The organism is Marinobacter sp. 1-4A, from assembly GCF_016597725.1.
Lineage (GTDB): Bacteria > Pseudomonadota > Gammaproteobacteria > Pseudomonadales > Oleiphilaceae > Marinobacter.
The window spans coordinates 18,422-43,915 of sequence record NZ_VCGY01000001.1 but is presented as its reverse complement, the minus strand read 5'-3'; the positions used below and the strand labels follow the sequence as shown (position 1 = coordinate 43,915).

General features: G+C 52.8%; 20 protein-coding genes and 1 pseudogene. 15 read left to right on the top strand and 6 right to left on the bottom strand.

Annotated features, from left to right (window positions below; all coding sequences use genetic code 11):
* Positions 1-19: 19 nt before the first annotated feature.
* The 13 genes and pseudogenes from trpB to cobA form a co-directional block, all read left to right on the top strand.
* The gene (gene trpB, locus FE845_RS00180; protein WP_413785069.1) at positions 20-1,228 is read left to right on the top strand and encodes a tryptophan synthase subunit beta; all 1,209 of its coding nucleotides are present in this window, start codon (positions 20-22) and stop codon (positions 1,226-1,228) included.
* Between the two features lie 31 nt (positions 1,229-1,259).
* On the top strand, positions 1,260-2,072 hold the full coding sequence (trpA, locus tag FE845_RS00175; RefSeq protein ID WP_200360635.1) for a tryptophan synthase subunit alpha: 813 nt from the start codon (positions 1,260-1,262) through the stop codon (positions 2,070-2,072).
* A gap of 52 nt (positions 2,073-2,124) precedes the next feature.
* Entirely contained in the window at positions 2,125-3,051 is a 927-nt protein-coding gene (gene accD, locus FE845_RS00170) for an acetyl-CoA carboxylase, carboxyltransferase subunit beta (protein ID WP_200360633.1), read from the top strand.
* Complete coding sequence (gene folC / locus FE845_RS00165; protein WP_200360631.1) at positions 3,035-4,336, top strand: bifunctional tetrahydrofolate synthase/dihydrofolate synthase; 1,302 nt, start codon at positions 3,035-3,037, stop codon at positions 4,334-4,336. Before accD ends, folC begins: the two co-directional genes overlap by 17 nt.
* 110 nt (positions 4,337-4,446) lie before the next feature.
* A complete protein-coding gene (locus FE845_RS00160) occupies positions 4,447-5,127 on the top strand; it encodes an SPOR domain-containing protein (RefSeq protein WP_200361824.1) in 681 nt (226 codons plus the stop codon).
* Positions 5,128-5,218: 91 nt separating this feature from the next.
* Positions 5,219-5,755 (top strand): CvpA family protein, encoded by a 537-nt coding sequence (locus FE845_RS00155; protein WP_200360629.1) that lies wholly within the window; start codon positions 5,219-5,221, stop codon positions 5,753-5,755.
* Positions 5,756-5,789: 34 nt separating this feature from the next.
* Positions 5,790-7,316 (top strand): amidophosphoribosyltransferase, encoded by a 1,527-nt coding sequence (gene purF / locus FE845_RS00150; RefSeq protein ID WP_200360627.1) that lies wholly within the window; start codon positions 5,790-5,792, stop codon positions 7,314-7,316.
* Between the two features lie 26 nt (positions 7,317-7,342).
* Complete coding sequence (locus FE845_RS00145; protein ID WP_200360625.1) at positions 7,343-8,578, top strand: O-succinylhomoserine sulfhydrylase; 1,236 nt, start codon at positions 7,343-7,345, stop codon at positions 8,576-8,578.
* Positions 8,579-8,591: 13 nt separating this feature from the next.
* Positions 8,592-11,189, top strand: a complete 2,598-nt coding sequence (locus tag FE845_RS18745; protein ID WP_200360623.1) for a DNA translocase FtsK — start codon at positions 8,592-8,594, stop codon at positions 11,187-11,189.
* A 13-nt stretch (positions 11,190-11,202) separates the two neighbouring features.
* Positions 11,203-11,862 carry an outer membrane lipoprotein chaperone LolA gene (gene lolA / locus FE845_RS00135; protein WP_200360614.1) on the top strand — a complete coding sequence of 220 codons (660 nt, stop codon included), beginning with the start codon at positions 11,203-11,205 and terminating at the stop codon, positions 11,860-11,862.
* 1 nt (position 11,863) lies between these two features.
* A complete protein-coding gene (locus tag FE845_RS00130; RefSeq protein WP_200360612.1) occupies positions 11,864-13,201 on the top strand; it encodes a replication-associated recombination protein A in 1,338 nt (445 codons plus the stop codon).
* Positions 13,202-13,302: 101 nt separating this feature from the next.
* On the top strand, positions 13,303-14,577 hold the full coding sequence (gene serS, locus FE845_RS00125) for a serine--tRNA ligase (protein WP_200360611.1): 1,275 nt from the start codon (positions 13,303-13,305) through the stop codon (positions 14,575-14,577).
* A 95-nt stretch (positions 14,578-14,672) separates the two neighbouring features.
* Positions 14,673-15,431 (top strand): annotated as a pseudogene (gene cobA / locus FE845_RS00120) (uroporphyrinogen-III C-methyltransferase); the annotation flags it as partial.
* Positions 15,432-15,434: 3 nt separating this feature from the next.
* On the opposite strand, the gene FE845_RS00115 reads toward cobA, so the two are convergent.
* Positions 15,435-16,502, bottom strand: a complete 1,068-nt coding sequence (locus FE845_RS00115) for a 3-deoxy-7-phosphoheptulonate synthase (RefSeq protein WP_200360606.1) — start codon at positions 16,500-16,502, stop codon at positions 15,435-15,437.
* 173 nt (positions 16,503-16,675) lie between these two features.
* On the opposite strand from FE845_RS00115, the gene FE845_RS00110 reads away from it, so the two are divergent.
* Positions 16,676-18,499 carry a DUF1631 family protein gene (locus tag FE845_RS00110; protein WP_200360604.1) on the top strand — a complete coding sequence of 608 codons (1,824 nt, stop codon included), beginning with the start codon at positions 16,676-16,678 and terminating at the stop codon, positions 18,497-18,499.
* Positions 18,500-18,530: 31 nt separating this feature from the next.
* Entirely contained in the window at positions 18,531-18,944 is a 414-nt protein-coding gene (locus FE845_RS00105) for a PilZ domain-containing protein (protein WP_200360602.1), read from the top strand.
* An 80-nt stretch (positions 18,945-19,024) separates the two neighbouring features.
* Here the strand turns inward: FE845_RS00105 and FE845_RS00100 are convergent, their stop codons facing one another.
* From FE845_RS00100 to FE845_RS00080, 5 genes are all read right to left on the bottom strand, one after another.
* A complete protein-coding gene (locus FE845_RS00100; RefSeq protein WP_200360600.1) occupies positions 19,025-19,810 on the bottom strand; it encodes an enoyl-ACP reductase in 786 nt (261 codons plus the stop codon).
* Between the two features lie 66 nt (positions 19,811-19,876).
* Complete coding sequence (locus tag FE845_RS00095; protein ID WP_200360598.1) at positions 19,877-21,493, bottom strand: ABC transporter ATP-binding protein; 1,617 nt, start codon at positions 21,491-21,493, stop codon at positions 19,877-19,879.
* A gap of 26 nt (positions 21,494-21,519) precedes the next feature.
* Entirely contained in the window at positions 21,520-22,545 is a 1,026-nt protein-coding gene (locus FE845_RS00090) for an ABC transporter permease (protein WP_200360596.1), read from the bottom strand.
* Between the two features lies 1 nt (position 22,546).
* Positions 22,547-23,632: a microcin C ABC transporter permease YejB gene (locus FE845_RS00085; protein WP_200360594.1), complete on the bottom strand. Its 1,086-nt coding sequence runs from the start codon at positions 23,630-23,632 to the stop codon at positions 22,547-22,549.
* 15 nt (positions 23,633-23,647) lie between these two features.
* Complete coding sequence (locus FE845_RS00080) at positions 23,648-25,489, bottom strand: extracellular solute-binding protein (RefSeq protein ID WP_200360592.1); 1,842 nt, start codon at positions 25,487-25,489, stop codon at positions 23,648-23,650.
* Positions 25,490-25,494: the final 5 nt, after the last annotated feature.

Genomic DNA, 25,494 nt, shown 5'->3' with positions numbered 1-25,494 from the left:
GTTCACCGTGTCTGTAAAACTGACTGAAGAAATGTTGACAGCACTGCCGGATGCGCGAGGGCATTTTGGTGCTTTTGGCGGACGATTCGTTTCCGAAACGCTCATGGATTCCCTAATGACTCTTGAGCGGGAATATTTGCGGCTCAAGAAGGATCCCGAGTTTCAAGCAACGTTTGACAAAGACCTCGCAGATTATGTTGGCCGACCAAGCCCTTTGTACTTTGCCGAGCGACTGACCCGCGAAACCGGCGGCGCGCAGATTTGGTTGAAGCGGGAAGATCTAAACCACACGGGTGCGCACAAGGTAAACAACACCATTGGTCAAGCTTTGCTCGCCAGCTTTTTAGGCAAAAAGCGGATCATTGCGGAAACAGGTGCCGGGCAGCATGGCGTTGCGACAGCGACAGTGTGCGCTCGTTTGGGTCTGGAATGCCACGTTTTTATGGGTGCTGAGGACGTTCAAAGGCAATCGTTGAACGTGTACCGCATGAAGCTGCTTGGTGCAAAAGTTCACGCTGTCGAGAGCGGTAGCCGCACACTCAAAGACGCAATGAACGACGCCATGCGTGACTGGGTTACCAACGTTGATGATACGTTTTACATTATTGGTACCGTCGCCGGTCCACACCCTTATCCCTTGCTGGTGCGCGATTTCCAATCGGTTATCGGGCGTGAAACCCGTAGCCAGTCGCTGGAAAAGACCGGAAAACTGCCGGATGCGTTGGTTGCCTGTGTGGGTGGTGGCTCTAATGCGATCGGTATGTTTTACCCGTTCCTTACCGACGAGTCTGTGCAACTCTATGGCGTAGAAGCCGGTGGGCTTGGTATTGAAACCGGGCAGCATGCAGCGCCTTTGTGTGCCGGGCGGCCAGGGGTTCTCCATGGCAATCGCACTTACCTTATGGAAGATGAGAATGGCCAGATCGCGGGCACGCACTCCGTCAGCGCCGGTTTGGATTATCCGGGGGTAGGGCCGGAACATAGCTGGTTGAAAGATATTGGCCGGGCCAACTACGTGTCGGTCACCGACGACGAAGCCCTGCAAGCGTTCCGCATGTTGACTCTGGTTGAAGGTATCATGCCTGCGCTGGAAACGGCTCATGCGGTTGCTTACGCTGTTAAACTTGCGGCCACGATGGATAAAGACCAGATGGTCGTCATTAATATATCCGGTCGCGGCGATAAAGATATTCATACCATTGCGCAGTTGGATGGTATCGAACTGTAATTAATGGTCTGATTAACCGACAGGAGCAGGCATGAGCCGAATCGAAGGGGTTCTCCAGACCCTCAAAGGACAGGGCCGCAAGGCACTTATTCCCTTTATTACCGCCGGTGATCCACATCCCGACGAGACTGTGGGTCTGATGCATACCATGGTGGATGCCGGTGTTGATATTATTGAACTGGGTGTGCCGTTCTCCGACCCAATGGCCGATGGACCGGTGATTCAACTGGCCTGTGAGCGTGCACTCAAGCATGGCACGTCTTTACGCCGTGTTCTGGCGATGGTGAGCGAGTTTAGAAAAACCAATAACACCACTCCGGTGGTATTGATGGGCTACCTTAACCCTATCGAAGCCATGGGTTATGAAGCGTTTGCAGATGCGGCAGTAGAGGCAGGTGTTGACGGGATTCTCACGGTGGATTTACCACCAGAAGAGGCTGAGCAGATTGCTCCGTTATTTGCGCAGCGGGGTTTGGATCCGATTTTCTTGCTGGCCCCAACCACAACCGATGACAGAATTCGGGCAATTGCCGACCACTCTTCCGGATATGTGTACTATGTTTCATTTAATGGCGTAACCGGTGCTGCCAAAATAAATGTGGATGAAGTTGCCGCCAAGGTAGCCCACATCCACAAATTGACAGCTCTGCCCGTTGGCGTTGGTTTTGGTATTCGCGATGCAGATACAGCGGCAGCCGTAGGGCGGGTATCCGATGGTGTAATTGTTGGCAGTGTTCTGGTGGATACAATAGCCAGAAATCAGACCGATATCGAAGCGCTTAAAAGGGCGCTGACGGATCTGCTCAACCCTATGCGTGAAGCGCTGGACAGTCTGGCTTCCTGAACCGAAAGGTGAAGGGTGAGGGCAGACCGGAATCAAAGGACAGGATGAAACCATGAGTAACTGGCTGGACAAGATAATGCCGGGCAAAATTCGCTCGGAATCCAATCGCAGAACAGGTGTGCCTGAAGGGCTTTGGAAAAAATGTCCCAAATGTGGAGCGTTTCTCTACAAGCCGGAGCTGGAGAAAAATCTGGATGTTTGCCCCAAGTGTAATCATCACCTGAGAGTGGCTGCCCGCCGCCGCCTAGACATTTTCCTTGACGAAGATGGCCGGGAAGAAATTGGAGAAAATCTCGAACCCTGGGATAGACTCAAATTCAAGGATTCCAAGCGCTATAAAGATCGCTTGGTGCAAGCCCAGAAGGCGACAGGCGAGAAAGACGCGCTGGTTGCCATGAAAGGTAAAACGTTGGGCGTTCCCTTGGTGGCTTGTTCTTTTGAGTTTGGCTTTATGGGCGGCTCCATGGGGCAGGTTGTAGGTGAGAAGTTTGTGCAAGCCGCTAATGTTGCGCTTGAAGAACGTATACCGCTGGTCTGTTTTTCTGCTAGTGGTGGCGCCAGAATGCAAGAAGCCATTCTCTCTTTGATGCAGATGTCCAAAACCGCAGCCGTGCTGGAGCGCATGAAGCAAGAAGGCTTGCCGTATATCTCGGTAATGACCGACCCGGTGTTTGGTGGTGTGTCCGCAAGTTTGGCCATGCTGGGTGATCTCAATATTGCGGAACCCAACGCATTGATTGGCTTTGCGGGTCCGAGGGTGATCGAGCAAACGGTTCGTGAGAAATTACCCGAGGGCTTTCAGCGCAGCGAGTTCCTGCTGGAGCACGGGGCTATCGACATGATTCTGCATCGCCACCAGATGCGTGAGCGCATTGCCCACGTATTGGCGAAGTTCACCGGGCAAGAGCGGCCGGGAACAGACGAGCCCATTGAATTTGAGATAACGGAAAAGCCCGACGTTGATGTCCCAGCCGAGTAATCCGAAACCACAGCCCCCGAAAGCACCGGGGGCTGGTGCTAATCTGAACGAGTGGCTGTTCTGGCTAGAATCGATCCACCCTACCGAAATTGACCTCGGGCTTGACCGAGTGCTTCTGGTGCTGCGCAAGCTGTTCCGGCGTAAGCCTAATGCGCGAGTGATTACTGTTGCAGGAACCAACGGGAAGGGCAGCACAGTCGCTACGCTTGAAGCGCTTTTGCAAGCTTCAGGGCGAAGCACCGGCGCCTACACGTCACCGCACCTCCAGAATTACAACGAACGCATCCGTATTGGTGGCAAGGATGTTGACGACGCGACTCTCATTTCCGCGTTTGAAAAGGTTGAATCTGTCCGTGGTTCCGTAACACTGACCTACTTTGAATTTGGCACCTTGGCAGCGTTTGTTGTTCTTGCAGAAGCAGGTGTTCAGGACTGGATTCTTGAGGTGGGCCTTGGCGGGCGACTTGATGCCGTAAACGTCATTGATGCGGATCTTGCGATTATTACCTCTGTGGATATCGATCATGTGGCTTTTCTCGGCGATAACCGTGAGGTTATCGGCTTTGAAAAAGCCGGCGTCCTTCGTCCAGGCATACCGGCTATTGTTGCCGACATGGACCCGCCTCGTTCCGTTATTCAGCAGGCAACCGCCCAGAAGGTGGTGCTTCAAAGAGTCGGCAAGGACTACACCATAGAGGAAACGACCTCTGACGCAGGTGGGTTATCTGTCACCCTGCATACTCAGGGACAGACTATTAGTATGCCCAGAGGACCTTTACCGATTCAAAGTGTGGCAGCGGCAGTTATGGCTATGCGTACCCTTGCGCCCGACATGCCAATATCTGCAATCGAAACCGCTCTGAACAATGTTAGTGTGCCGGGGCGTTTCGAGCACCTTCGGCACGAACCTGATGTGTATGTTGATGTAGGGCATAACCCCCATGCCGCCCGTTGGCTTTCAGCGCAGCTGCAGGTTCTTAAGCGCGGGAGCCGAAAGGTTCACGCTGTGTACGCGGCGCTCGCCGATAAGGACGTGGTGGGCGTGGCTCGCGCTATGGCACCGGTTGTAGATTGCTGGCATCTTGCCGGGCTTGATGTGCCCCGTGGGCTAAGTTCGGAAGCCTTGGCCGAAGAACTAGATTCCTGTCCATTGAATAAGGTGTTCACCCACAGTTCTGTGACAGCTGCGATTACTGCCGCACAGGGCCAAGCGGCTTCGAACGACATCATTATTGTTTTTGGCTCTTTTTTTACCGTTGCCGAGACGCGCTCGTTACTTGTATAAGCGAGGTTACCCCGTCTTAAACTTTGTCCATAGCAAGGTGCAGAGCTTTGAGTTATGGCAAGCAGCCAGTTAGTATGATTCACGAAAAAATGAGCGAGGAGCCAAGACACGTGGATGGACTGAAGCAAAGAATCATTGGGGCGCTGGTTCTTATTTCGCTGGCTGTTATCTTTGTTCCTATGGTTTTCGACGAGCCCCACTCTGAGCGCACATCCACCTCCATCAAAATTCCCGAAGAGCCCCCGTTCCCGGAAGTGGAAGCGCCGGAATCCGATCTGGTAACTCCGCCCACGTATCAGCAGAACGCTTCGCCATCTGAAGATCAAGACAGTCAGGGTTTTCGGATTCTAGAAGGTGATGCGCCAGTTACAGAGTCTGTGGCAGGCAATAACAGCAAAGCCGAAAAGGCGGTGGAAAAACAAGCACCGGCTGAAAATGGCCCGCAAGAAACTGCGGTGTCGGTCGCTAAGGACGCTCAGTCACCCGCGCCGGAGCCGAAAAAGCCCGAAGTGGTAGCTGAGCAGGATCGAGCGGAATTTACGCGGTCGCTGGAGGGCGCGTGGGTGGTGCAGTTAGGTAGCTTTGGCAATGGCGACAATGCCCGGCGTCTTCGTGATAAGGTTCGTGACAAGGGGTATAGCTCCCACCTTCAGGAAGTTGTTCGGGGTGATGTGACGCTTACACGGGTGTTCAGTGGGCCTTTCGCTGAAAAATCGAAAGCAGAAGCCGCTAAGCTTGCTTTGGATGAGGCGTTCAGCCTTAATAGTTTGGTTACTTCCGGCGATAAATAACGCTTTTGTTCTGCTTTATATCATTCAGGCGGTTTGGCGAACCGGGGTTTCCTGATAGAATTCGCGCTTCCTTTTCTTCACCGGGACTTCCATGGAAGCGCTGATCTGGATTGACTGGGTCATCATTGCCCTCATTACAGTTTCCACTCTCATCAGTCTGAAGCGAGGCTTTGTTAAAGAAGCCTTGTCTCTGGTGACCTGGGTGGGCGCCTTCATACTTGCCCGTACTTTTCACCCTCAAATGCAAGCATTGCTCGAGAACACGGTAGAAACGCCGTTAGTGCGACTGATCGCAGCCTTCGCCATTCTCTTTTTCGGAACCCTCATTGTTGGCGCTATTATCAACAATATGATCGGCCACCTTGTCCGTGCTACGGGGCTATCGGCCACTGACCGGGTTTTAGGTATGGGCTTTGGCCTGTTGCGTGGGCTTGTTGTGGTCATTGTCGCGATTGCATTTGTCCGTTACACCCCTTTGGCTCAGGATACCTGGTGGAGGACGTCCGTCATGATTGATCGTCTGGCGGTAGTTGAAGATTGGTCCCGGCGAACATTCGGTGACGAATTTGCCCGTTTTCTCGAACCGGAACCCCAAACGGCCGTGGAACCCACGTCCGCATCCCGCTAACATTCAGAATTAACACCCGGAGATTACTCTATCCATGTGTGGCATTGTCGGCATCGTCAGTACTTCCAACGTCAATCAGTCGCTCTATGATGCGCTGACTGTACTTCAACACCGGGGCCAGGATGCGGCGGGCATAGTTACGTTTCAGGATGATCGCTTCTACCTGCGCAAAGATAACGGATTAGTAAGGGACGTATTCCATACCCGCCACATGCACCGGTTGGTAGGCAACGTTGGTATCGGCCACGTGCGCTATCCCACTGCAGGTAGCGCCAGTTCTGCCGAATCTCAACCTTTTTATGTAAATAGTCCTTACGGAATTACTCTGGCCCATAACGGCAATCTTACTAACGCCGACGAGTTGAGCCAGGATCTGTTTCGAACCGACCTGCGCCATATCAACACCAATTCAGACTCGGAAGTGCTGTTGAACGTTTTTGCCCACGAGCTGCAAAAACTGGGCAAGCTCGACCCGACAAAAGAGGAAATATTCTCAGCTGTGCGTGCCGTGCATCAACGTTGTCGTGGAGCCTATGCGGTTATTGCCATGATTACGGGTTACGGCATTGTGGGTTTCCGTGATCCTAACGGCATTCGCCCCGCGTGTTATGGCGAGCGAACTTCTGAAAGCGGCCGCAAGGAATATATGATCGCATCTGAGAGTGTTGCACTTAGTGCTGCAGGGTACACTCTGGTAAGGGATATAGCTCCGGGTGAGGCGGTCTACATCGAGACTGACGGCGCGCTCTATACCCAGCAATGTGCTCAGCAGCCTAAGCTTTATCCCTGTATTTTCGAACACGTTTATTTTGCGCGTCCTGACTCCATAATCGATGGCGTTTCGGTATACAAAGCACGGCTGCGCATGGGTGAAACTCTGGCGGATAAGGTGTTAAGGGAACGCCCAAATCACGATATCGACGTGGTTATGCCAATTCCTGACACCAGTCGTACATCAGCCATGCAGATGGCCTACCGATTGGGTGTGAAGTTCCGCGAAGGCTTTATCAAGAATCGCTATATCGGTCGCACGTTTATCATGCCCGGACAAACCATGCGCAAAAAGTCTGTGCGCCAGAAACTGAACCCCATTGATCTGGAGTTCAAAGGTAAAAACGTGATGTTGGTGGATGACTCCATTGTTAGAGGCACCACCTGCAAAGAAATCGTTCAGATGGCTAGAGATGCGGGCGCTAGAAACGTGTACTTTGCATCGGCAGCGCCCCCGGTTCGTTACCCCAACGTGTACGGTATCGACATGCCGTCTGCCAGTGAACTGATCGCGCATGACCGGACAGTTGACGAAATTGGCGAGCTTATAGGAACCGATTGGCTGCTGTATCAGGATCTTGAAGATCTGGTGACCTGTGTAAGCGACGTGAATGACAACATCGATGGTTGGGAATGTTCGGTGTTTACCGGCGAGTACATAACCGGAGATATTGACGCGGCATACCTCAATCGCCTAGATGAAGCCCGAAATGACTTAAAACGTTCTGGAGGCGTTGAAGCTGTCTCTGGCGATAACGGCATTATTGACCTACACAACGACGAAGACTAATTACCGAGCCTTACCAGGAGACGCTCATGACTTTTCATCGCGAAGAAACTGTCCAGATTCCCGAATCGGATCTTGAGGGTATGTCTCTGGATACCTTGGCGGTGAGGGCAGGGCAGCTGCGTACCGCCCAACTTGAGCACAGCGATGCTATTTTTCCCACATCAAGCTTTGTATACGGCAGCGCGGCTCAAGCGGCGGCTCGCTTTGGTGGCGAGGAGCCGGGCAACATCTATTCTCGGTTTACCAACCCTACGGTTCAAGCGTTCGAAGGCCGTATAGCTGCGATGGAGGGCGGCGATCGAGCGGTTGCAACATCTTCAGGTATGGCTGCCATTCTCAGCACTTGTATGGCACTGCTGAAAAGTGGTGATCATGTGATTTGCTCACGGGGTGTATTCGGAACCACCAATGTACTGTTCCAGAAATACATGGCTAAGTTTGGTGTTGAAACCACATTTGTGAGCCTGACGGATACGCAAGATTGGGATGCGGCAGTGCGTTTAAACACTCGTATGCTGTTTATCGAAACCCCGTCTAATCCACTTTGCGAAGTGGCCGATATGGCGGCGTTGGCAAAGCTTGCCCATGATAATAACGCTTTGTTTGTCGTCGATAACTGCTTCCTGACGCCGGTCTTGCAGCGGCCTTTAGAGCACGGTGCGGATATTGTTATCCACTCGGCGACAAAGTATTTGGATGGCCAGGGCCGTTGCGTAGGTGGTGTAGTGGTCGGCCCTGCGAAGCTCATGGACGAAGTGTATGGCTTCTTAAGGTCTGCAGGCCCCACGATGAGCCCGTTCAATGCCTGGGTATTCCACAAAGGCTTGGAAACCTTACCAATCCGTATGCGAGCCCACTGTGACAATGCGTTAGAGTTGGCTGAGTGGCTAGAGCAACAACCGGAAGTAGAGCACGTTTACTACGCCGGACTCGAAAGTCATCCGCAGCACGCCCTTGCAAAAAAACAGCAGAAAGGGTTTGGTGGGGTACTGTCATTTTGTCTGAAGGGCGGTCGGGAAGAAGCCTGGGCGTTTATTGATGCCACCCGAATGATTTCAATTACCGCGAACTTGGGCGACGTTAAGACCACGATTACACACCCGGCGACCACTACCCACGGGCGCTTGTCTCCGGAAGACAAAGCGAGAGCTGGAATAACCGAAAACCTCTTACGGGTTTCGGTGGGAATTGAAGCAGTCGAAGATCTGAAAACAGATTTGTACCGAGGTTTTCAGGCTCTTCAGAACGCAAGCAACACTTAACGTTTGAGCATTCATGGCCGAATCTGCAAAAGCGAAGCAATCACCACAACAACTTACAGATAAGCAACTGCGTTTTCGCCGCCTTGCCGCACAAGGTGCCCGTGAAGGTGCGGTCATTGGGCTCATAGCCCTTTGCATTTATCTGGCTATGGCACTGGTTACCTTCAATCCTGCAGATCCGGGTTGGGCCAGCATTGGCCACGAGACGAGTGTGCTTAACGCGGCAGGACGATCCGGTGCTTGGCTCGCAAGCCTGTTAATGGATTTTTTCGGCCATGTTGCCTATTTGTTTCCGATGATGGTGGCAGGCTATGCCGTCATGCTGATTCGCCTTCGGAATGAGTCTCTGGATCTGCATTGGCCGCTGTTTCTGATGCGCTTTGGCGGTTTTTTGCTAATCCTACTCTCCGCTACAAGCTTGCTTTCGCTTTATTCTGTTTTTGGCTTGGGTGCTTCCTCGGGCGGGGTGCTTGGTACTGCCGTTTCGGACGCTATGGTTCGGTTTTTTAACCTGCCTGCGACTACGTTACTGCTTATTGCCATCTTTCTGTTTGCACTCACTGTAACGGTCGGGCTCTCATGGTTCTGGCTTATGGACCAACTCGGCGGGCTAACATTGCGGTTTGGGCAATATCTTAAAAACCTAGTGCGATCTGATAAAGCAAAGCCTGCGCCCGAGAAGGTCCCGGAACCGTCGCAGAGCCCACCGGCTCAAAAAGCAAAACCTACCCCGCCATTAGCTTCATCGAGTACGGATAACAGCACGGGCAAGCCAAAAAGACGCTGGTGGCATAGTCTCCCGGGGTTCGGGTCAGGTAACAAGGCGAAAGCCAAGCCTGCAAAACCTGCGGATGAGCGTTTAGAACCAGCGCTTGAAGGTTTCTCTGCGGAAGATGAACCAGAACCGGCACGGCTCGAAAGCTTCAGTTCTCGGGATGAGGCGCCCGTGAAAGCCCGTGATCAGAAGCCGTTAGCCGATAAGGGTACAACCTCGGAAGCCTCGGCCGGTCGTTCGCTGAAAATATCGCCTTTCAAGAAAGACGAACAGCCGGGGCAAGTAAAGACCGGGAAAAATGCTCAACCGTCTCTTCTTGAGGACATAGAAAGCCCCATTCCTCCTATCTCGCTGCTCGATCCGCCTGAAGAGCACAAAGAGAGTGGCTACTCCGAAGAAGCTTTGGAGCATATGTCGCGCCTGCTTGAGGAAAAGCTGGGTGATTTCGGCGTTTCCGCGGAGGTGGTGGAAGTAAACCCCGGCCCGGTTATCACGCGCTTCGAAATCAAGCCTGCCGCGGGCGTTAAAGTTAGTAAAATTTCCAACCTTGCCAAAGATTTGGCCCGCTCTCTTGCGGTTTTGAGTGTGAGAGTTGTAGAGGTTATTCCGGGCAAGTCGGTGGTAGGTATCGAGATTCCCAATGAAAAGCGGGAAATAGTTCGTCTCAGCGAAGTGCTCAGCGCAAGAGTGTTCAGTGAATCCAGTTCGGCGTTAACCATGGCGTTGGGTAACGACATCGGCGGCAACCCCATGGTTGCGAATCTGGCAAAAATGCCGCACCTGTTGGTTGCCGGTACCACTGGTTCCGGTAAGTCGGTCGGGGTTAACGCCATGCTGTTGAGCATGTTGTTGAAGGCCGGGCCTGAAGATGTTCGTTTTATTATGGTGGACCCGAAGATGCTGGAACTCAGCATCTACGACGGCATTCCTCATCTGTTGGCTCCGGTTGTTACCGATATGAAAGAGGCCGCAAATGCACTGCGTTGGTGTGTGGCCGAGATGGAACGCAGGTACCGACTGTTGGCAAGCTTGGGCGTGCGTAACCTTGCGGGCTATAACCGCAAGATAAAAGACGCGGCAGAAGCGGGCGAACCGCTGCTTGATCCCCTCTGGAAGCCCGACGAATTTTTGGCTAATGACGAACAAGAACGCCCCGAACTTGAGCATTTGCCTTTCATCGTTGTAGTGATTGACGAATTTGCCGACATGATGATGATTGTGGGCAAAAAAGTTGAAGAGTTGATTGCCCGAATCGCCCAGAAGGCGAGGGCGGCAGGCATTCATTTAATATTGGCAACCCAAAGACCTTCGGTGGATGTGATTACCGGCTTGATCAAGGCCAACATTCCGACCCGTATGTCATTTCAAGTGTCTTCCAAGATTGACTCACGCACCGTGCTTGACCAAGGCGGGGCAGAACAACTTCTAGGGCATGGCGACATGCTTTACCTGCCTCCCGGCTCTGGGCTTCCTGTGCGTGTTCACGGCGCCTTTGTGGACGATGATGAAGTCCACCGGGTGGTGAGTGCCTGGAAAGCCCGGGGTGAGCCTGTGTATGTGGATGATGTTCTTAACGGCGCTGAAGGCGAACATCTGCCTGGGGTTCCTACCTTATCTGAGGGCGGGGACAGTGAAGGTGATGCACTTTTCGATGAAGCCGTTGCGTTCGTAACGGAAGGGCGCCGGGTTTCCATTTCCTCCGTACAGAGAAAATTCAAGATAGGTTATAACCGGGCGGCCAATCTGGTCGAAGCTATGGAAGCATCCGGGGTAGTCAGTTCAGCGGGCCACAACGGCGCCCGTGAAGTACTGGCACCACCCCCACCGAGAGATTAGGAGTCGTAGTTTTATGCAACAGTATTTATTAAAGCACCTATCCACTCTAGTGACGGCATTGGCCTTTGCACTGGTGTTCAGCAGTTCAGCTGCGGCAGTCGGACAAAACGGTGCGACGGCGGAATTGGCCTCTTTGCTGGGTAGTTACGAAACCTACCAAGCGGACTTTATTCAAATAGTGGTTAACGAGAACGGAAGTAAAGTTCAGGAAACCCGTGGTTCCTTAAAAGCCAAAAGGCCGGGTTTGTTTTACTGGGAAACCAGTGCTCCGCTATCACAGTTTATCGTCAGTGACGGTAACAGTGTTGAGGTCTATGACCCTGATCTGGAACAGGTAACCGTTCACAATCTCGACGACCGGGTTCAAACTACGCCAGCATTGCTACTGAGTGGCGAGGTCGACAATCTGGAAGATACCTACAGGGTGTCCGGTCGCGAAGTCAGTGATGACATTCGGGAGTTTACACTTGAACCGAAAAGCGAAGATTCGTTGTTTGTGTCTTTGCGCCTGACATTTTTCAAGAACGAGTTGCAGGAAATGCGCATGCAGGATTCTTTGTCCCAGCTGAGTGTGCTGAGCTTTGATCATATTCGGCTTAACGAAGCGGTGGAAAAGAGTGCCTTTACTCTTGAGTACCCGGAGGGCGTTGACGTAATTCGGGACGAAAGCTGAAATGCAAAGCAGCCTGTTCACAGAGCAGGTCGGGTTCCGGCCTCTGGCGGCGCGGATGCGCCCCGAAAGTCTTGAATACTACGTTGGGCAGGCTCACCTTGTGGGCCCGGGAAAACCTCTTCGCAGGGCAGTGGAGCAGGGTCAGCTCCATTCGATGATTCTGTGGGGGCCGCCGGGAGTTGGCAAAACCACCTTTGCACGGCTCCTTGCCAGCGTTGGCGATCTCAGTTTTGAAACAGTTTCTGCAGTGCTTAGCGGCGTTAAGGACATTCGCGCCATCGTAGAGCGTGCCCGTAATCGCAAGCAATCGCAGGGGCAGGACACGCTGCTATTCGTGGATGAAGTTCACCGCTTTAACAAAGGCCAGCAAGACGCTTTTTTGCCGCACATAGAAGACGGCACGTTTATTTTTGTTGGTGCCACCACGGAAAACCCCTCGTTTGAGCTCAACAGCGCTCTGCTGTCCCGTACCCGTGTCTACGTGCTCAAAAATCTGGACGAAGCGGATGTTCTGCGTTTGCTCAGCCGCGCGCTCAGTTCAGAGGAGGGCTTTGGCGGCCAGCTTGCTGTCGCTGATGATGTGCTGAAGGTTATGGCAGCTGCATCTGGCGGCGATGCTCGCAGGGCATTGAATATTTTAGAGATATCGGCTGATTTGGCCGAGCCGGATAGCCATGGAGTGAACCGGGTAAATGCAGAGCACCTTGAGCAGGTAATGCAAACCAGTTTACGGCGGTTTGATAAAGGTGGGGATGTTTTTTACGACCAGATATCAGCACTGCACAAGTCGGTTAGGGGCTCAGATCCGGACGGCTCGCTATATTGGTTGTGCCGGATGCTCGATGGGGGCTGCGATCCACTCTACGTGGCCCGCCGTTTGGTGCGTATTGCAAGCGAAGATATAGGTAACGCAGACCCGAGAGCACTGCAGCTAAGCATGGAGGCCTGGGATGTTCAGGAGCGCTTGGGCAGCCCGGAAGGTGAGTTGGCACTCGCGCAAGCGGTGACGTATCTGGCGTTATCACCGAAAAGTGATGCGGTTTATAAGGCCTACAATGAATGTATGGCCGATATACGCAAGGATCCGGATTACGAGGTGCCTGTGCATTTGCGCAACGCGCCCACCAAGCTGCTGAAAAGCATGGGCCATGGCGACTCTTACCGCTACGCCCATCATGAACCGGATGCTTTTGCTGCCGGGGAGTCCTATTTGCCAGAGGCCATCCACCAGCGCCGTTACTATGAGCCTGTTAACCGTGGTTTGGAAATCAAACTCGCCGAGAAGCGCCAGAGGCTTGACGCCCTCAACGAACAAAGCCCAAGAAAACGCCATACCTGAAACCCGTGTAGGCTTGCGCCAACGCTAGCCACAAGCGCCCGCACAGGTATAATGGCTAGTTATTCTAAACACATCGTAAACCGTAAAAACTCAGGATAACCATGCTCGATCCCAAGCTCGTCCGTACCCAGACTGAAGAGATCGCCCGCCGGCTGGCCATCAAAAACTTTGTATTTGATGTTGCCGCTTTCGAAACCCTTGAAGAGCGCCGCCGAGCCCTTCAGGTGAGTACGGAAAACCTGCAGAGCGAGCAGAACAAAAAGTCGAAGCTGATTGGTAAAGCCAAGGCTGCGGGTGAAGACATACAGCCGTTACGGGAAGAAGTAGAAAACTTGAAATCCCGCAAATCGGAGGCTGAAGAACAGTTGCGCGTTCTTCAAGAAGAGCTTAGCGGGTTTCTTGCTGGCATTCCGAACCTGCCGGACGAGAGCGTAACTCCGGGAAAATCCGAAGAAGATAACGTTGAAGTCCGCACCTGGGGCACACCAAAGAGCTTTGATTTCGAGCCAAAAGACCATGTTGCTTTGGGTGAGCATCTTGGGGGCTTGGATTTCGAAACAGCCACGCGTCTTGCGCACTCTCGCTTTGCCGTTATGCGTGGACAACTAGCGCGTCTGCACAGAGCCCTTGCCCAGTTCATGTTGAACCTGCACACAGACGAACACGGCTACTCCGAAACTTATGTACCTTATTTGGTAAATGCCGATGCACTCTACGGCACTGGCCAGTTACCCAAGTTTGAAGAAGATTTGTTCAAGATGCAGGGCGAGCCTTCGCTCTACCTGATTCCGACAGCAGAAGTACCCGTTACCAACATGGTGTCAGACTCGATTCTTGGTGCGGATGAGCTACCCCTAAAAATGGTTTGTCACACGCCTTGTTTCCGTAGCGAAGCGGGTTCCTATGGCCGCGATACCCGTGGAATGATTCGTCAGCACCAGTTCGATAAGGTTGAGCTGGTTCAGGTCGTTCGTCCTGACGAATCCGATGCAGCCTTGGAAGCGCTGACCGGCCATGCGGAAAAGGTGCTGCAGTTGCTTGAATTGCCTTACCGACTGGTGGCTCTGTGTGGCGGTGATATGGGCTTCTCTGCCGCAAAAACCTACGATATTGAAGTTTGGTTGCCGGGGCAAAACAAGTTTCGCGAGATTTCTTCTTGCTCCAATACGCGCGATTTCCAAGCCCGGCGCATGGGTGCTCGCTGGCGCAATCCTGAAACCGGAAAGCCTGAGCCTGTGCACACGTTGAACGGTTCTGGTCTTGCCGTTGGCCGCGCTCTGATCGCAGTGATGGAAAATTATCAGCAAGCAGATGGCAGTATTCTTATTCCTGATGTTCTTAAGCCTTATATGGGTGGTGCCGAGCGTATTCAATGAGTGATAAATCCCCGAAACAGGTTGGAGTAGGCGTTGGTGCGAGGCCAGCGCCGGTTCGTTATAGAACAAACCCGGTTACCTCTAACCCGAACAGCTCCGCCGGTGAAGTGGCGCTGGTAGGCGCTGGTCCCGGTGACCCTGAGCTTCTGACGCTGAAAGCCTGGCGGCTTATTACATCAGCAGAGGTGGTGCTTTACGACCGACTGGTATCACCGGAAATTCTTTCTTTGATTCCGGATACCGCGGAGAAAATCCATGTTGGCAAACAGCGAGCAAACCACGCTTTGCCTCAGGACCAAATCAACCAGAGGTTGGTGGATTTGGCCAAACAGGGCTATCAGGTTGTTCGGCTGAAGGGAGGCGACCCCTTTATTTTTGGTCGGGGTGGCGAGGAAATCGAAACGCTTGCCAGTGCCGGTATCCGATTTCAGGTTGTTCCGGGTATTACAGCGGCTTCTGGGTGTGCAGCCTATGCGGGCATTCCTTTGACCCACCGTGATTATGCTCAGTCGGTGCGGTTTGTGACCGGTCATCTCAAAAACAATACCTGCGATTTACCCTGGAAAGACTTTGTCCAGAACAATCAAACGCTGGTGTTTTATATGGGGCTAGTTGGCCTACCTATTATATGCCAGCAACTCATAGAGCACGGTATGGCACCGGACATGCCAGTTGCCTTGGTTTCCAAGGGCACGACTAGGGAACAGCAGGTAGTCACTGGTGACTTGAAGACTATTGTGCCACGGGTAAACGAAGAGGGGGTGCAGGCGCCAACTCTGGTGATTGTGGGCCACGTGGTTGGCCTAAGGGACAGACTGGATTGGGTAGGTGGTTTACCAACCCAGCCTGTCTGAGTGTTAGCGCTTAGGAAGTACGTCTTTTAGCTTGTCGCGCATCTCGCGAATCGCTTTTTCCGTGGTATCCCAGTCGATACAGGCGTCGGTTACAGACACGCCGTATTTCAGATCTGCCAAGTTTTCAGGAATAGGCTGGTTACCCCAGTTGATGTTGCTCTCAATCATCAGGCTCTGGATTGACTTGTTGCCTTCGAGGATCTGATGGCTGACGTCCTGCATAACCATCGGCTGGATAGCCGGATCCTTGCTGGAGTTGGCATGACTGCAATCGACCATGATGGATTTGCGCAAGCCAGCCTTCTCTAGTGCTTGCTCGCAGAGGGTTACGCTAACCGAGTCATAGTTCGGTTTACCACCACCGCCACGCAGCACTACATGCCCGTATTGGTTACCTTTGGTGCGGATTATTGCAACTTGGCCCTGCTGGTCGATGCCCAAAAAGCTATGGGGGTAGGCGACAGACTTCATAGCATTCACAGCGACGTCCAAGCTGCCATCTGTACCGTTTTTGAAACCGATCGCCATAGATAGGCCACTGCTCATCTCGCGGTGTGTTTGGGATTCAGTGGTGCGGGCACCAATCGCCGACCAGGCAATCGAGTCTTGAAGATACTGAGGTGAAATCGGGTCCAGAGCTTCGGTTGCAACCGGCAATCCAAGCTCGTTGATGTCAAGTAATAGGCGCCTACCAAGGTGCAGACCACGCTCGATATCAAAGGTGTCATTCAAGTGCGGGTCATTGATAAGACCTTTCCAGCCAACAGTGGTTCGTGGCTTTTCAAAATACACCCGCATAACAATGAGCAGAGTATCGCTAACTTCGTCTGCAAGTTTTTTGAGGCGGTTGGCATAATCCCTTGCTGCGTCAATATCGTGAATGGAGCAGGGGCCCACCACGAGGAACAACCGGTGGTCTTTACCGTCAATAATGTCGTAAATAGCCTGACGGCCGTTTGCAACAGTTTGCGCAGCCTTGCCGGTTAGCGGCATATCCTGTTTGAGTTTTTCAGGGGTAATCAGTGCTTCTTGGCTCGCCACGTTCAGATTTTCAAGTTTATTGCCGGACATTTTTTGCTGTTTCCCCGATTCTTATCGTGCTGCCCGGCTGAACTGTGCAATATTCAAACAGGGCTACAAATTAACGCGAATAGCACCGGACCCGACTCTGGCCAACCCCGGCGAGTTGGTTATACTGCTTTATTTACTGGGCCTTTTCAACGCTTCTTGAGCATGGGGAATGGATGTCACAAAACAGGCCGAAGACTAATCAGGTGGCCTCGCGGAAGGCAGTTGCCAAGAAAATTGATGAAGTTCTCGCAGGCATTCGGGTTCCTGACCTTCCTTATCCCGCCGGTAAACTGTCGCCCGAAACGGCAAGCGACTGGCAACCGCTGCTGTCTTCATGCTGGACAGAGCAGCGGGACGAGCGAGTTACCCATGTACTCCGTTCAGTAGACCTGGATTGGTCGGTACGACAGATCAACGCAGCCTACGTAGCTGACCGCATCATGGATGTCTTCCTAAAAACCAGTGGGCTACATACACAGATCGTGCGCCGTATTGCCCGATTGAGGTTTTATCTTGCCTGGCGAATGAATCTTGATGGGCATCGAGCGTTCAACGACACATTATTGGTATGGCTAGACAGTTTTCAGGAATGGCGTGGTTGGAGTGATTCCGGCGGGCGCTCCTCCAAAGCCCTCTTGGATCAGCTGGATGCCTTGGTTACCGCAGTTTCTACCAGTTTTGAGTCTGGCTCCTCGACCGCGGTGGATACCTTTTGCAGTCAGTGGCAGGAGGATTCATTCAGACGCAGCGCCCAGACCGGCAAGCTGCGCCAACGACTGATGGAAACCGAACAAGGAGCTGCCCGCCAAAGGCGGGCCGATCAAACGTCCAGAGCCCTTATCGGCCGTGCGCTGCAGGGTAGAAAGCTGCCGCAGCCGGTTCTTAGTTTTATTTTCGAGCACTGGCAAGGCCTGCTCAAACAGGCGGTGTGGGATTCCGGGGTTACTGGCGAGGCCTGTCGGCATGGCAGTAAATTACTGGAATGGCTTGTGTGGGTAGGAGACCCGTCACTGTCAGATAAAGACCGGGATCGGCTTTACCATGTTGGGGAACAGCTAGGTGACCGTTTGGTGGATGTTTGGGGGCGGGTATTTGATCGCCCCTTAACGCCAAACTCGCTAGCGGGCATTGGGGCAGTTTTGATGTCCCGGCTGCGGGGTGAAACGCCCGAACTGGTTGATGCGTTACCAGATGATGGCGGCTTCTTATGGAGCCCGGCCTGGCTTAATTTCGTGCCACCACTGCACAAAGAGTTTGAGCCCTTCGAGGGCAGTTGGTTTGTTAAAGGTGAGGGGGCTGAGGAACAACGCCGTTATTTTTGTGCACTACTTGAAGATACTGCGGAAATCCTTTGGACAAACGGTACAGGTGTAAAGTTGGGACTTCAGCCTTGGCAAGCCTTCTGCCAGTCCAAGGAGGAAGGGAGCATCCGTCCACTGCCGGATCCAACCCCTTTTGGTGATGTGCTTGAAGCCACCGTCCAACTGCTGGCAACCGCCTGTGAAAAGCAGCGAAAACAAAGGGAGCAAGCGGCGGCCGCTGCTAAGGCTCAGGCCGATGCCCTAAGAAAAGAAAGAGAAGCTGCCGAGCTAAAACGGCAGCAGCAGGAAGCCGAGAGACTGGCGGTTTTGGAGCGTGAACGCCAGAAGCTGGAAGACCAGCGCTTAGCAGACGCTCAAGCAGAGCAGGAGCGTGTGCACATTGAAAAAACACAACTGGCGCAGAAGCAGGTAGATGATCTAGGCCTTGGTGCCTGGATTGCTGTGGAATCCGGGCAGCCAGCCGTTGCAGCGACAAGGCTTAAGCTGGCTGTTAGAACCAATGCATCCCGAAAACTGATCTTCGTCGACAAGCTAGGACTCAACCGGCGCGAGTTTATGGACGATGAGCTGGTTCAGGGTATCGTGGAGGAAAGAATTCGTATTTTGGGTGGCGCCTCTGAATTTGATGACACGCTAAGCCGAGTGGTCGGCCGTATTCGTGTCGGGCGCAGCTGATCGCATGGCAAACAAAAAGCCAGGAATAATAATGCAAGACACTGACTATACGTTTGGAACGCCAGACGATCCTGCCAGCGGTCAAGACAAACGCATGCAGTATCGCTTAACTGCTCGGGCCCAGGTAATGCTGGAGTTGGAAGCTGGCTACCCTGCATCAGAAGGCGTTGTTGCTTCACCTCTGCGGAAAATGGTTTGCGGCGTGCGTGACATTTCAGCCAGTGGGCTTTGTTTGCTTACCGAACATGAGCTGTCAGTGGGTGCCCTATATCCGATATCCGTTAAATTGGTAAATCATGTGGAACCCTTTGTTCTCATGGTGGAAGTCAGCTGGTGTCGACCGGCTGAGGATGGTTTTCGCGTGGGTGTGAGAATCATCCAGTCGGATCAGACGGCCTATGTGGAGTGGGCGGAGGCAGTGGCGAGCGCTATTGAGCCGCCATAGTTAAGCGCTTACGAGGGTAAGGGGTAGCAAAAAGCCAGCGTTGCGCTGGCTTTTTGCCTAAATACTGACTGTTTTAAGCGTTACTCTTCCAGTTCGCCCATGCCGGTAATATTGAACCCGGCATCCACGTACATAATCTCACCGGTAATCCCGCTGGCCATGTCAGAAGCCAGAAAGGCCGCTGCATTACCCACTTCGTCTGTAGTCACGTTACGGCGCAGGGGCGCGCGGCGGGCATTTTCAGCCAGCATTTTCCGGAAACTCTTGATTCCCGATGCCGCCAGAGTCCTGATCGGTCCTGCGGAAATGCCGTTTACGCGAATGCCGTCACGGCCCAAACTTGCAGCCATGTAGCGTACGTTTGCTTCCAGTGAGGCCTTGGCAAGGCCCATCACATTATAGTTTTGCAGAACCTTCTCTGCGCCCAAGTAGCTCAGTGTTAGCAGCGAGCTGCCCTCGTGCATCATGGAGCGTGCACCCTTGGCCAGAGCAACAAAACTGTAGGAACTGATGTCGTGGGCGATTTTGAAGCCCTCGCGAGTGGTAACGTCCACATAGTTGCCATCGAGTTCATGGCCAGGCGCAAAACCAACAGCATGAACGATGATGTCGATATTGTCCCAGTGCTTGTTTAGCTCTTTGAACACATTTTCGATTTCTTCATCGCTGGCAACGTCGCAAGGGAAGATGAGCTTGCTGCCCCAGCCCTCGGCGAACTTTTCAACTCTGGGTTGCAGTTTTTCGTTCTGATAGGTAAATGCCAGCTCCGCGCCTTCGCGGGCAAAGGCATCGGCAATACCGTACGCAATGGACAGTTTGCTGGCTACGCCAACGATAAGTGCTTTCTTGCCACTGAGTATTCCCATGGGTTGTTCTCCCTGTGTTCCTGATTTTAGTGCATTATCCCCGAAGTTTGCTGGCAGGAGTAACGCTCAAATAGTCGTAGTGAGGTTTGCATCTTTCGGTTGATAGAAAAACGCCGCATGAAGCAATTCTTGTGTGTATTCTTGTGCGGGCGCCCGGAAAATCTGGCCAGCATCACCGTATTCCACAATCGTACCCTGTCTAAGCACTAACAGTTGATGACTGAGTGCCCGCACAACGGCCAGATCGTGGCTTATAAAGATATAGCTTAGACCATAGCGTGCCTGAATATCCCGAAGCAGTTCGATCACTTGCTTTTGTACCGTGCGATCCAGTGCCGATGTGGGCTCGTCAAGAATGATTAGGTCTGGTTGAAGCACCAATGCCCGAGCAATCGCTATGCGTTGGCGCTGGCCACCGGAAAATTCATGGGGGTAGCGATGTCTCGCCTCGGGATCCAAGCCTACGTCTTTGAGTGCCGCAACCACTTTTGTGTCGTGGCTATCACGGTTGTCAGAATCATGTATTTCCAGACCTTCCCGAACGATTTCTGCAATAGACATACGCGGGCTCAAGCTACCAAAAGGATCCTGAAAAACAATTTGTACCCGCCGACGCCAAGGCCGGAAGGCGCTTTGGTCTAATCCGGAAAGCTCTTGGTCATCCAACTTGATGCTGCCGGTGCTTGCAGTAAGTTTGAGTAGGGCGTGGCCAATGGTGGTTTTGCCACTACCACTTTCACCTACAATCCCGAGGGTTTGCCCGCGATCCAGAGTAAAGCTGACCTGTTTTACTGCATGAAAATGCTCTTTTACCTTGCCGAATAGCCCCTTTCGGGTCGGAAAGCGCACATCGAGTTTGTTAACGTCTAACAGGGGCTTGTCACTTTTTGCGACGGCCAAGGGTGCGCCTGGAGGTTCTGCACTTAGAAGTTTGCGCGTGTATGGGTGGCTAGGCGATGCAAACAAAACCGAGGTTTCGGCTTGCTCTACCAGCTTTCCGTGTTCCATTACCGCTACCCGGCTGGCGTAGCGCCGCACTATGGTAAGGTCGTGGGTAATCAGCAAGATGGCCATTCCCAGCTTCTGCTGTAAGTCTTGCAGTAGCTCCAATACCTGTTTTTGAACGGTTACATCCAGTGCGGTGGTTGGCTCGTCAGCAATCAGCAAATCCGGCTCATTTGCTAACGCCATGGCGATCATCACGCGCTGCTTCTGGCCACCGGACAGCTGGTGTGGGTAGGCGCCAAGTCGGCTTTCCGGGTTCTCGATACCGACGAGTCGTAAAAGCTCCAAACACCGTTCCCGGGCCTGAGGGCCACGCATGCCTTTATGAAGCTCCAGAGTTTCGCAGATTTGCTTTTCAATGTTATGCAGAGGATTAAGTGAAGTCATGGGCTCTTGAAAGATCATGCTGATCTCCCGCCCACGAACCTGACGCAAACGTTTCTCTGGTGCTTGCAGAAGGTCTTCACCGCAATAAAGGATCTTACCAGTGGGGTAGCTGGCGTGGCGCTCATTCAATAGGCGCAGCACAGACAGCGCAGTAACGGATTTTCCCGAGCCACTCTCTCCAACCAAGGCCAAAGTTTCACCTTTTTGCAGGCTAAGAGATATGGAATCTACGGCTCTCTGGGCCTGATTGAAGCAGACAGAGAGATTGTCTATCTCAAGCAGTTTGCTCATATAAGTACGCTCATATCAGCTCACTTTTAACCATTCTTGCGGGGATCGAAGGCATCCCGCACGGCTTCGCCCACAAAAACTAGCAGGGTGAGCATCAGTGACAGGGAAACGAAGGCTGAAATACCCAGCCAAGGTGCATGCAGATTGGCCTTGCCCTGCGCAATCAACTCCCCGAGGGAGGGTGACCCGGATGGCAAGCCAAAGCCCAAGAAATCGAGGGAGGTAAGGCCGGTAATAGCGCCTGTCAGGATAAACGGCAGAAAGGTTAGCGTAGCCACCATGGCGTTGGGAAGAATGTGCCGGAACATGATTTTCCGGTTATCCAGCCCCAGTGCTCTTGCCGCTTTTACGTATTCAAAATTGCGCGCCCTCAAGAACTCAGCACGAACCACGTCTACCAGGCCCATCCAGCTAAACATCAGCATTATGCCCAGCAGCCACCAGAAGTTTGGTTGCACTATGCCTGAGAGGATAATCAGAAGGTACAGCACCGGCAGGCCCGACCAAATTTCGATAAAACGCTGCCCGACCAAATCAATTTTACCGCCGTAAAAGCCCTGAATGGCGCCCACTATTACACCCACAATACAGCTGGCGATGGTGAGGGTCAGGCCAAACAGAACGGAAATGCGAAAGCCGTAGATGACCCGGGCAGCCACATCTCGACCCTGATCGTCCGTACCAAGCCAATTCACGGTACTTGGCGGTGCAGGTGACGGCTCTTCCAGCTCGTAGTTAATCGTGTCGTAACTGAAACGAATGGGGGGCCAGAGCATCCAGCCATTGGCGAGAATCTCTTCGGCGATGAACGGATCGCGATAATCTGCGTCGGTCGGTAAAAACCCGCCAAAGGTTTCTTCTGAAACTCGCTCCACTATCGGAAAGTACAAGGTGTCCTGATAGGAAATCACAAGGGGTTTGTCGTTAGCGATCAGTTCAGCTGCCAACGTGAGCCCGAAAATGGCCAAAAACGCCCATAAAGACCAGAACCCCCGGCGGTTTTTGCGGAAGTTGCGTAAACGACGCTGTTGAATCGGGGTGAGCGCCTTCACGTTACGCACCCTCCCGGCTTTCAAAGTCGATGCGTGGGTCCACCAATACGTAGGTAATATCGGAAATCAGCTTTAGCACCAGCCCCATGAGGGTGAAAATAAAGAGGGTTCCGAAAATGACTGGGTAATCCCGGTTGAGCGCGGCTTCAAACCCTAGCAAGCCCAGACCATCAAGGGAAAAGATAACCTCAATCAGCAGTGATCCGGTAAAGAACAGGGAGACGAGCACACCCGGCAAACTGGCAATAACAATCAACATGGCGTTGCGGAACACGTGCCCGTATAGGACTTGCTTCTCGTCCAAACCTTTTGCTCTGGCAGTTACGACATAGTGTTTGCCGATCTCGTCCAGAAACGAGTTTTTGGTCAGTAGGGTCAGCGTTGCAAAGCCACCAATCACGTTGGCAGTCACCGGTAGTGCAAGGTGCCAGAAGTAGTCTCCAACTTTTTGATACCAGCTAAGCTGGTCGAAGTCGGAAGAGGTTAGTCCTCGCAGCGGGAACCAGTCGAAATAACTGCCTCCTGCAAACAGGACAATCAGCAGTATCGCGAACAGGAAGCCGGGAATAGCGTAACCGATGACAATGGCAGAACTGCTCCAAACATCGAAGCGGGAGCCGTCTGAAACCGCTTTTCGAATGCCTAAAGGTATGGATATAAAGTAGATAATTAGCGTAGACCAAAGCCCGAGGGATATGGAAACGGGCATCTTATCCACGATAAGTTCAATGACGCTTTTTTCCCGGAAAAAAGAGTCCCCGAAATCGAAGGTGGCGTAGTCTTTGAGCATTTTGAAAAAGCGCTCATGGGCGGGTTTGTCGAAGCCGTACATCACTTCGATCTCCTTGAGCATTTCATCGGGGATGCCGCGGGAGCCCCGGCGGTCGCCGGAAGCAACAGACACCTCGCCCCCTGTATCACCACCGGAGGCGCGGGCCAACGTGCTGCCGCCGTGGCCTTCCATTTCCGCAATCAACTGTTCAACCGGACCGCCGGGGGCAGCCTGAACAATCACGAAGTTCAGCAACAGAATGCCGATTAGTGTGGGAACAATCAGCGCAAGGCGCCGGAGTATATAGATGCCCATTTAGCGGCTACTTCCTCAGGGCTCTGCCCACCAATCATCGAGGTCTGTGCCGTTTTTAGGAGTCTTCTCCGGGTGCTTCAAGTGGCTCCAATAGGCAACGCGATCCTTCGCGAGGTGCCAATGGGGTACCACGTAATGTCCTTGCAGCAGAACCCTGTCGAGGGCGCGGGTACGCTGTACCAGCTCTTCGCGATCCGGAGCCTGAATGACCAAGTTCACCAGCTCATCCACCACCGGATCGTTCACACCTGCGTAGTTGCGCGAGCCGTTCGCGTCTACTGTTGATGAGTGCCAGTACTCCCGCTGCTCGTTACCGGGAGAGTCGGACTGGCCAATCGCCTGTGTAATCATGTCGTAATCGAATTCCCGCACTCTCTGGACATACTGATTGCTGTCTACCAGACGAACAGAAACGTCAATTCCAAGTCGGGCGAGGTTGTTCTTGAAGGGCAACACGACGCGCTCAAAGGTTTTCTGGAACAGTAAAACCTCAAACTTCAAAGGGTTGCCTGTTTCAGCGTGTACCATTTTTCCGTCACGAACTTCGTAGCCGGCAGAGCGCAGCAACTCCATAGCTGTTCTCAGGTTACCCCTGAGGCCTTGCTTGCCGTCGGTGGAAGGGGCTTCAAAAGGCTTGGTAAAGATGTCCTCGCCTAGCTGATCCCGGTACTTTTCAAGAATTTCCAGCTCCCGACCGGTTGGTAAACCGGTAGCTGCCAATTCGCTGTTTTCAAAGTAACTGTTGGTGCGAGCATATTGGCCGTAGAAAAGGTTCTTGTTCGTCCACTCGAAATCAAACGCGTAGGTGAGCGCCTCTCGCACTTTTGGATCACTGAAAACGTGCTTGCGGGTATTGAATACGAAACCCTGCATACCCGTTGGTCGGTGATGTTCAATAGCTTCTTTAATAATCGTGCCGTTATCAAACTTGTCGCCGCTGTATGCTGTGGCCCAGTTTTTCGCAGAGGTTTCTACTCTGAAATCAAAACTGCCCGCTTTGAAGGCTTCCAAGGCTACCGTATCGTCGGTGTAGTAGTCGTAGCGAATGTTATCGAAATTAAATCTGCCTTTGCGGACCGCAAGGTCTTTTGCCCAGTAATCCTTCAGTCGTTCGTAAACAACAGAACGTCCTGCCTCAAAGCTATCAATGCGGTAGGCACCGCTACCCACTGGTGGGGTTAGGCCATTTTTTCCAAACTCGCGATCTTCCCAATAATGGGCCGGCAGAATAGGCATTTGCCCAAGAATCAGAGGCAGTTCCCGGTTGCTGGTTTGCTGGAAATCAAAGCGAATGCGGTGAGGACTTTCTATGGTTATCTTGCTTACATCCGCATAGTAATTCCGGTAAAACGGATGTCCCTTGGTAGTCAGGGTTTCAAACGAGAATTTTACGTCTTCTGCGGTAATGGGCTCGCCATCCTGAAAGCGGGCTGATTGTCTCAAGTTATAAGTAACGTAACTGCGGTCTTCCGGCGTTTCCAGTGACTCCGCAATGAGGCCGTACATGGAAAAAGGCTCATCGGCTGAGTATTCCAACAGGGTATCGTAAAGGTAGTTGTTGACCCCTGCTGCCGCTACCCCGCGAATAACAAAGGGATTGAAGGAATCAAAGCCGTTGGCCACAACGGCCATCTTCAGGGTGCCACCTTTAGGGGCTTCGGCATTGATGTAATCGAAATGACTAAACCCTTCCGGATATTTCGGCGCGCCATGCATGGCCATGCCATGAACCGCGTCTGGCGCTAAGTTGGACGCGTCGGTTGCCTGATCTTTGGCTGACACAAGTCCGGTGGCGGCCAACAGGCCCAGAAATGAAAAGAGCGAGGTGAGGCGTGAGATATTGTAGGTTTTTGTCATGATTC

Bases quoted from the DNA above. Each gene is read 5' to 3' on its own strand.
- trpA (WP_200360635.1), top strand. From the start codon at position 1,260: ATGAGCCGAATCGAAGGGGTTCTCCAGACCCTCAAAGGACAGGGCCGC.
- accD (WP_200360633.1), top strand. From the start codon at position 2,125: ATGAGTAACTGGCTGGACAAGATAATGCCGGGCAAAATTCGCTCGGAA.
- folC (WP_200360631.1), top strand. From the start codon at position 3,035: ATGTCCCAGCCGAGTAATCCGAAACCACAGCCCCCGAAAGCACCGGGG.
- FE845_RS00155 (WP_200360629.1), top strand. From the start codon at position 5,219: ATGGAAGCGCTGATCTGGATTGACTGGGTCATCATTGCCCTCATTACA.
- purF (WP_200360627.1), top strand. From the start codon at position 5,790: ATGTGTGGCATTGTCGGCATCGTCAGTACTTCCAACGTCAATCAGTCG.
- FE845_RS00145 (WP_200360625.1), top strand. From the start codon at position 7,343: ATGACTTTTCATCGCGAAGAAACTGTCCAGATTCCCGAATCGGATCTT.
- FE845_RS18745 (WP_200360623.1), top strand. From the start codon at position 8,592: ATGGCCGAATCTGCAAAAGCGAAGCAATCACCACAACAACTTACAGAT.
- lolA (WP_200360614.1), top strand. From the start codon at position 11,203: ATGCAACAGTATTTATTAAAGCACCTATCCACTCTAGTGACGGCATTG.
- FE845_RS00130 (WP_200360612.1), top strand. From the start codon at position 11,864: ATGCAAAGCAGCCTGTTCACAGAGCAGGTCGGGTTCCGGCCTCTGGCG.
- serS (WP_200360611.1), top strand. From the start codon at position 13,303: ATGCTCGATCCCAAGCTCGTCCGTACCCAGACTGAAGAGATCGCCCGC.
- FE845_RS00115 (WP_200360606.1), bottom strand. From the start codon at position 16,502: ATGTCCGGCAATAAACTTGAAAATCTGAACGTGGCGAGCCAAGAAGCA.
- FE845_RS00110 (WP_200360604.1), top strand. From the start codon at position 16,676: ATGTCACAAAACAGGCCGAAGACTAATCAGGTGGCCTCGCGGAAGGCA.
- FE845_RS00105 (WP_200360602.1), top strand. From the start codon at position 18,531: ATGCAAGACACTGACTATACGTTTGGAACGCCAGACGATCCTGCCAGC.
- FE845_RS00100 (WP_200360600.1), bottom strand. From the start codon at position 19,810: ATGGGAATACTCAGTGGCAAGAAAGCACTTATCGTTGGCGTAGCCAGC.
- FE845_RS00095 (WP_200360598.1), bottom strand. From the start codon at position 21,493: ATGAGCAAACTGCTTGAGATAGACAATCTCTCTGTCTGCTTCAATCAG.
- FE845_RS00085 (WP_200360594.1), bottom strand. From the start codon at position 23,632: ATGGGCATCTATATACTCCGGCGCCTTGCGCTGATTGTTCCCACACTA.
- FE845_RS00080 (WP_200360592.1), bottom strand. From the start codon at position 25,489: ATGACAAAAACCTACAATATCTCACGCCTCACCTCGCTCTTTTCATTT.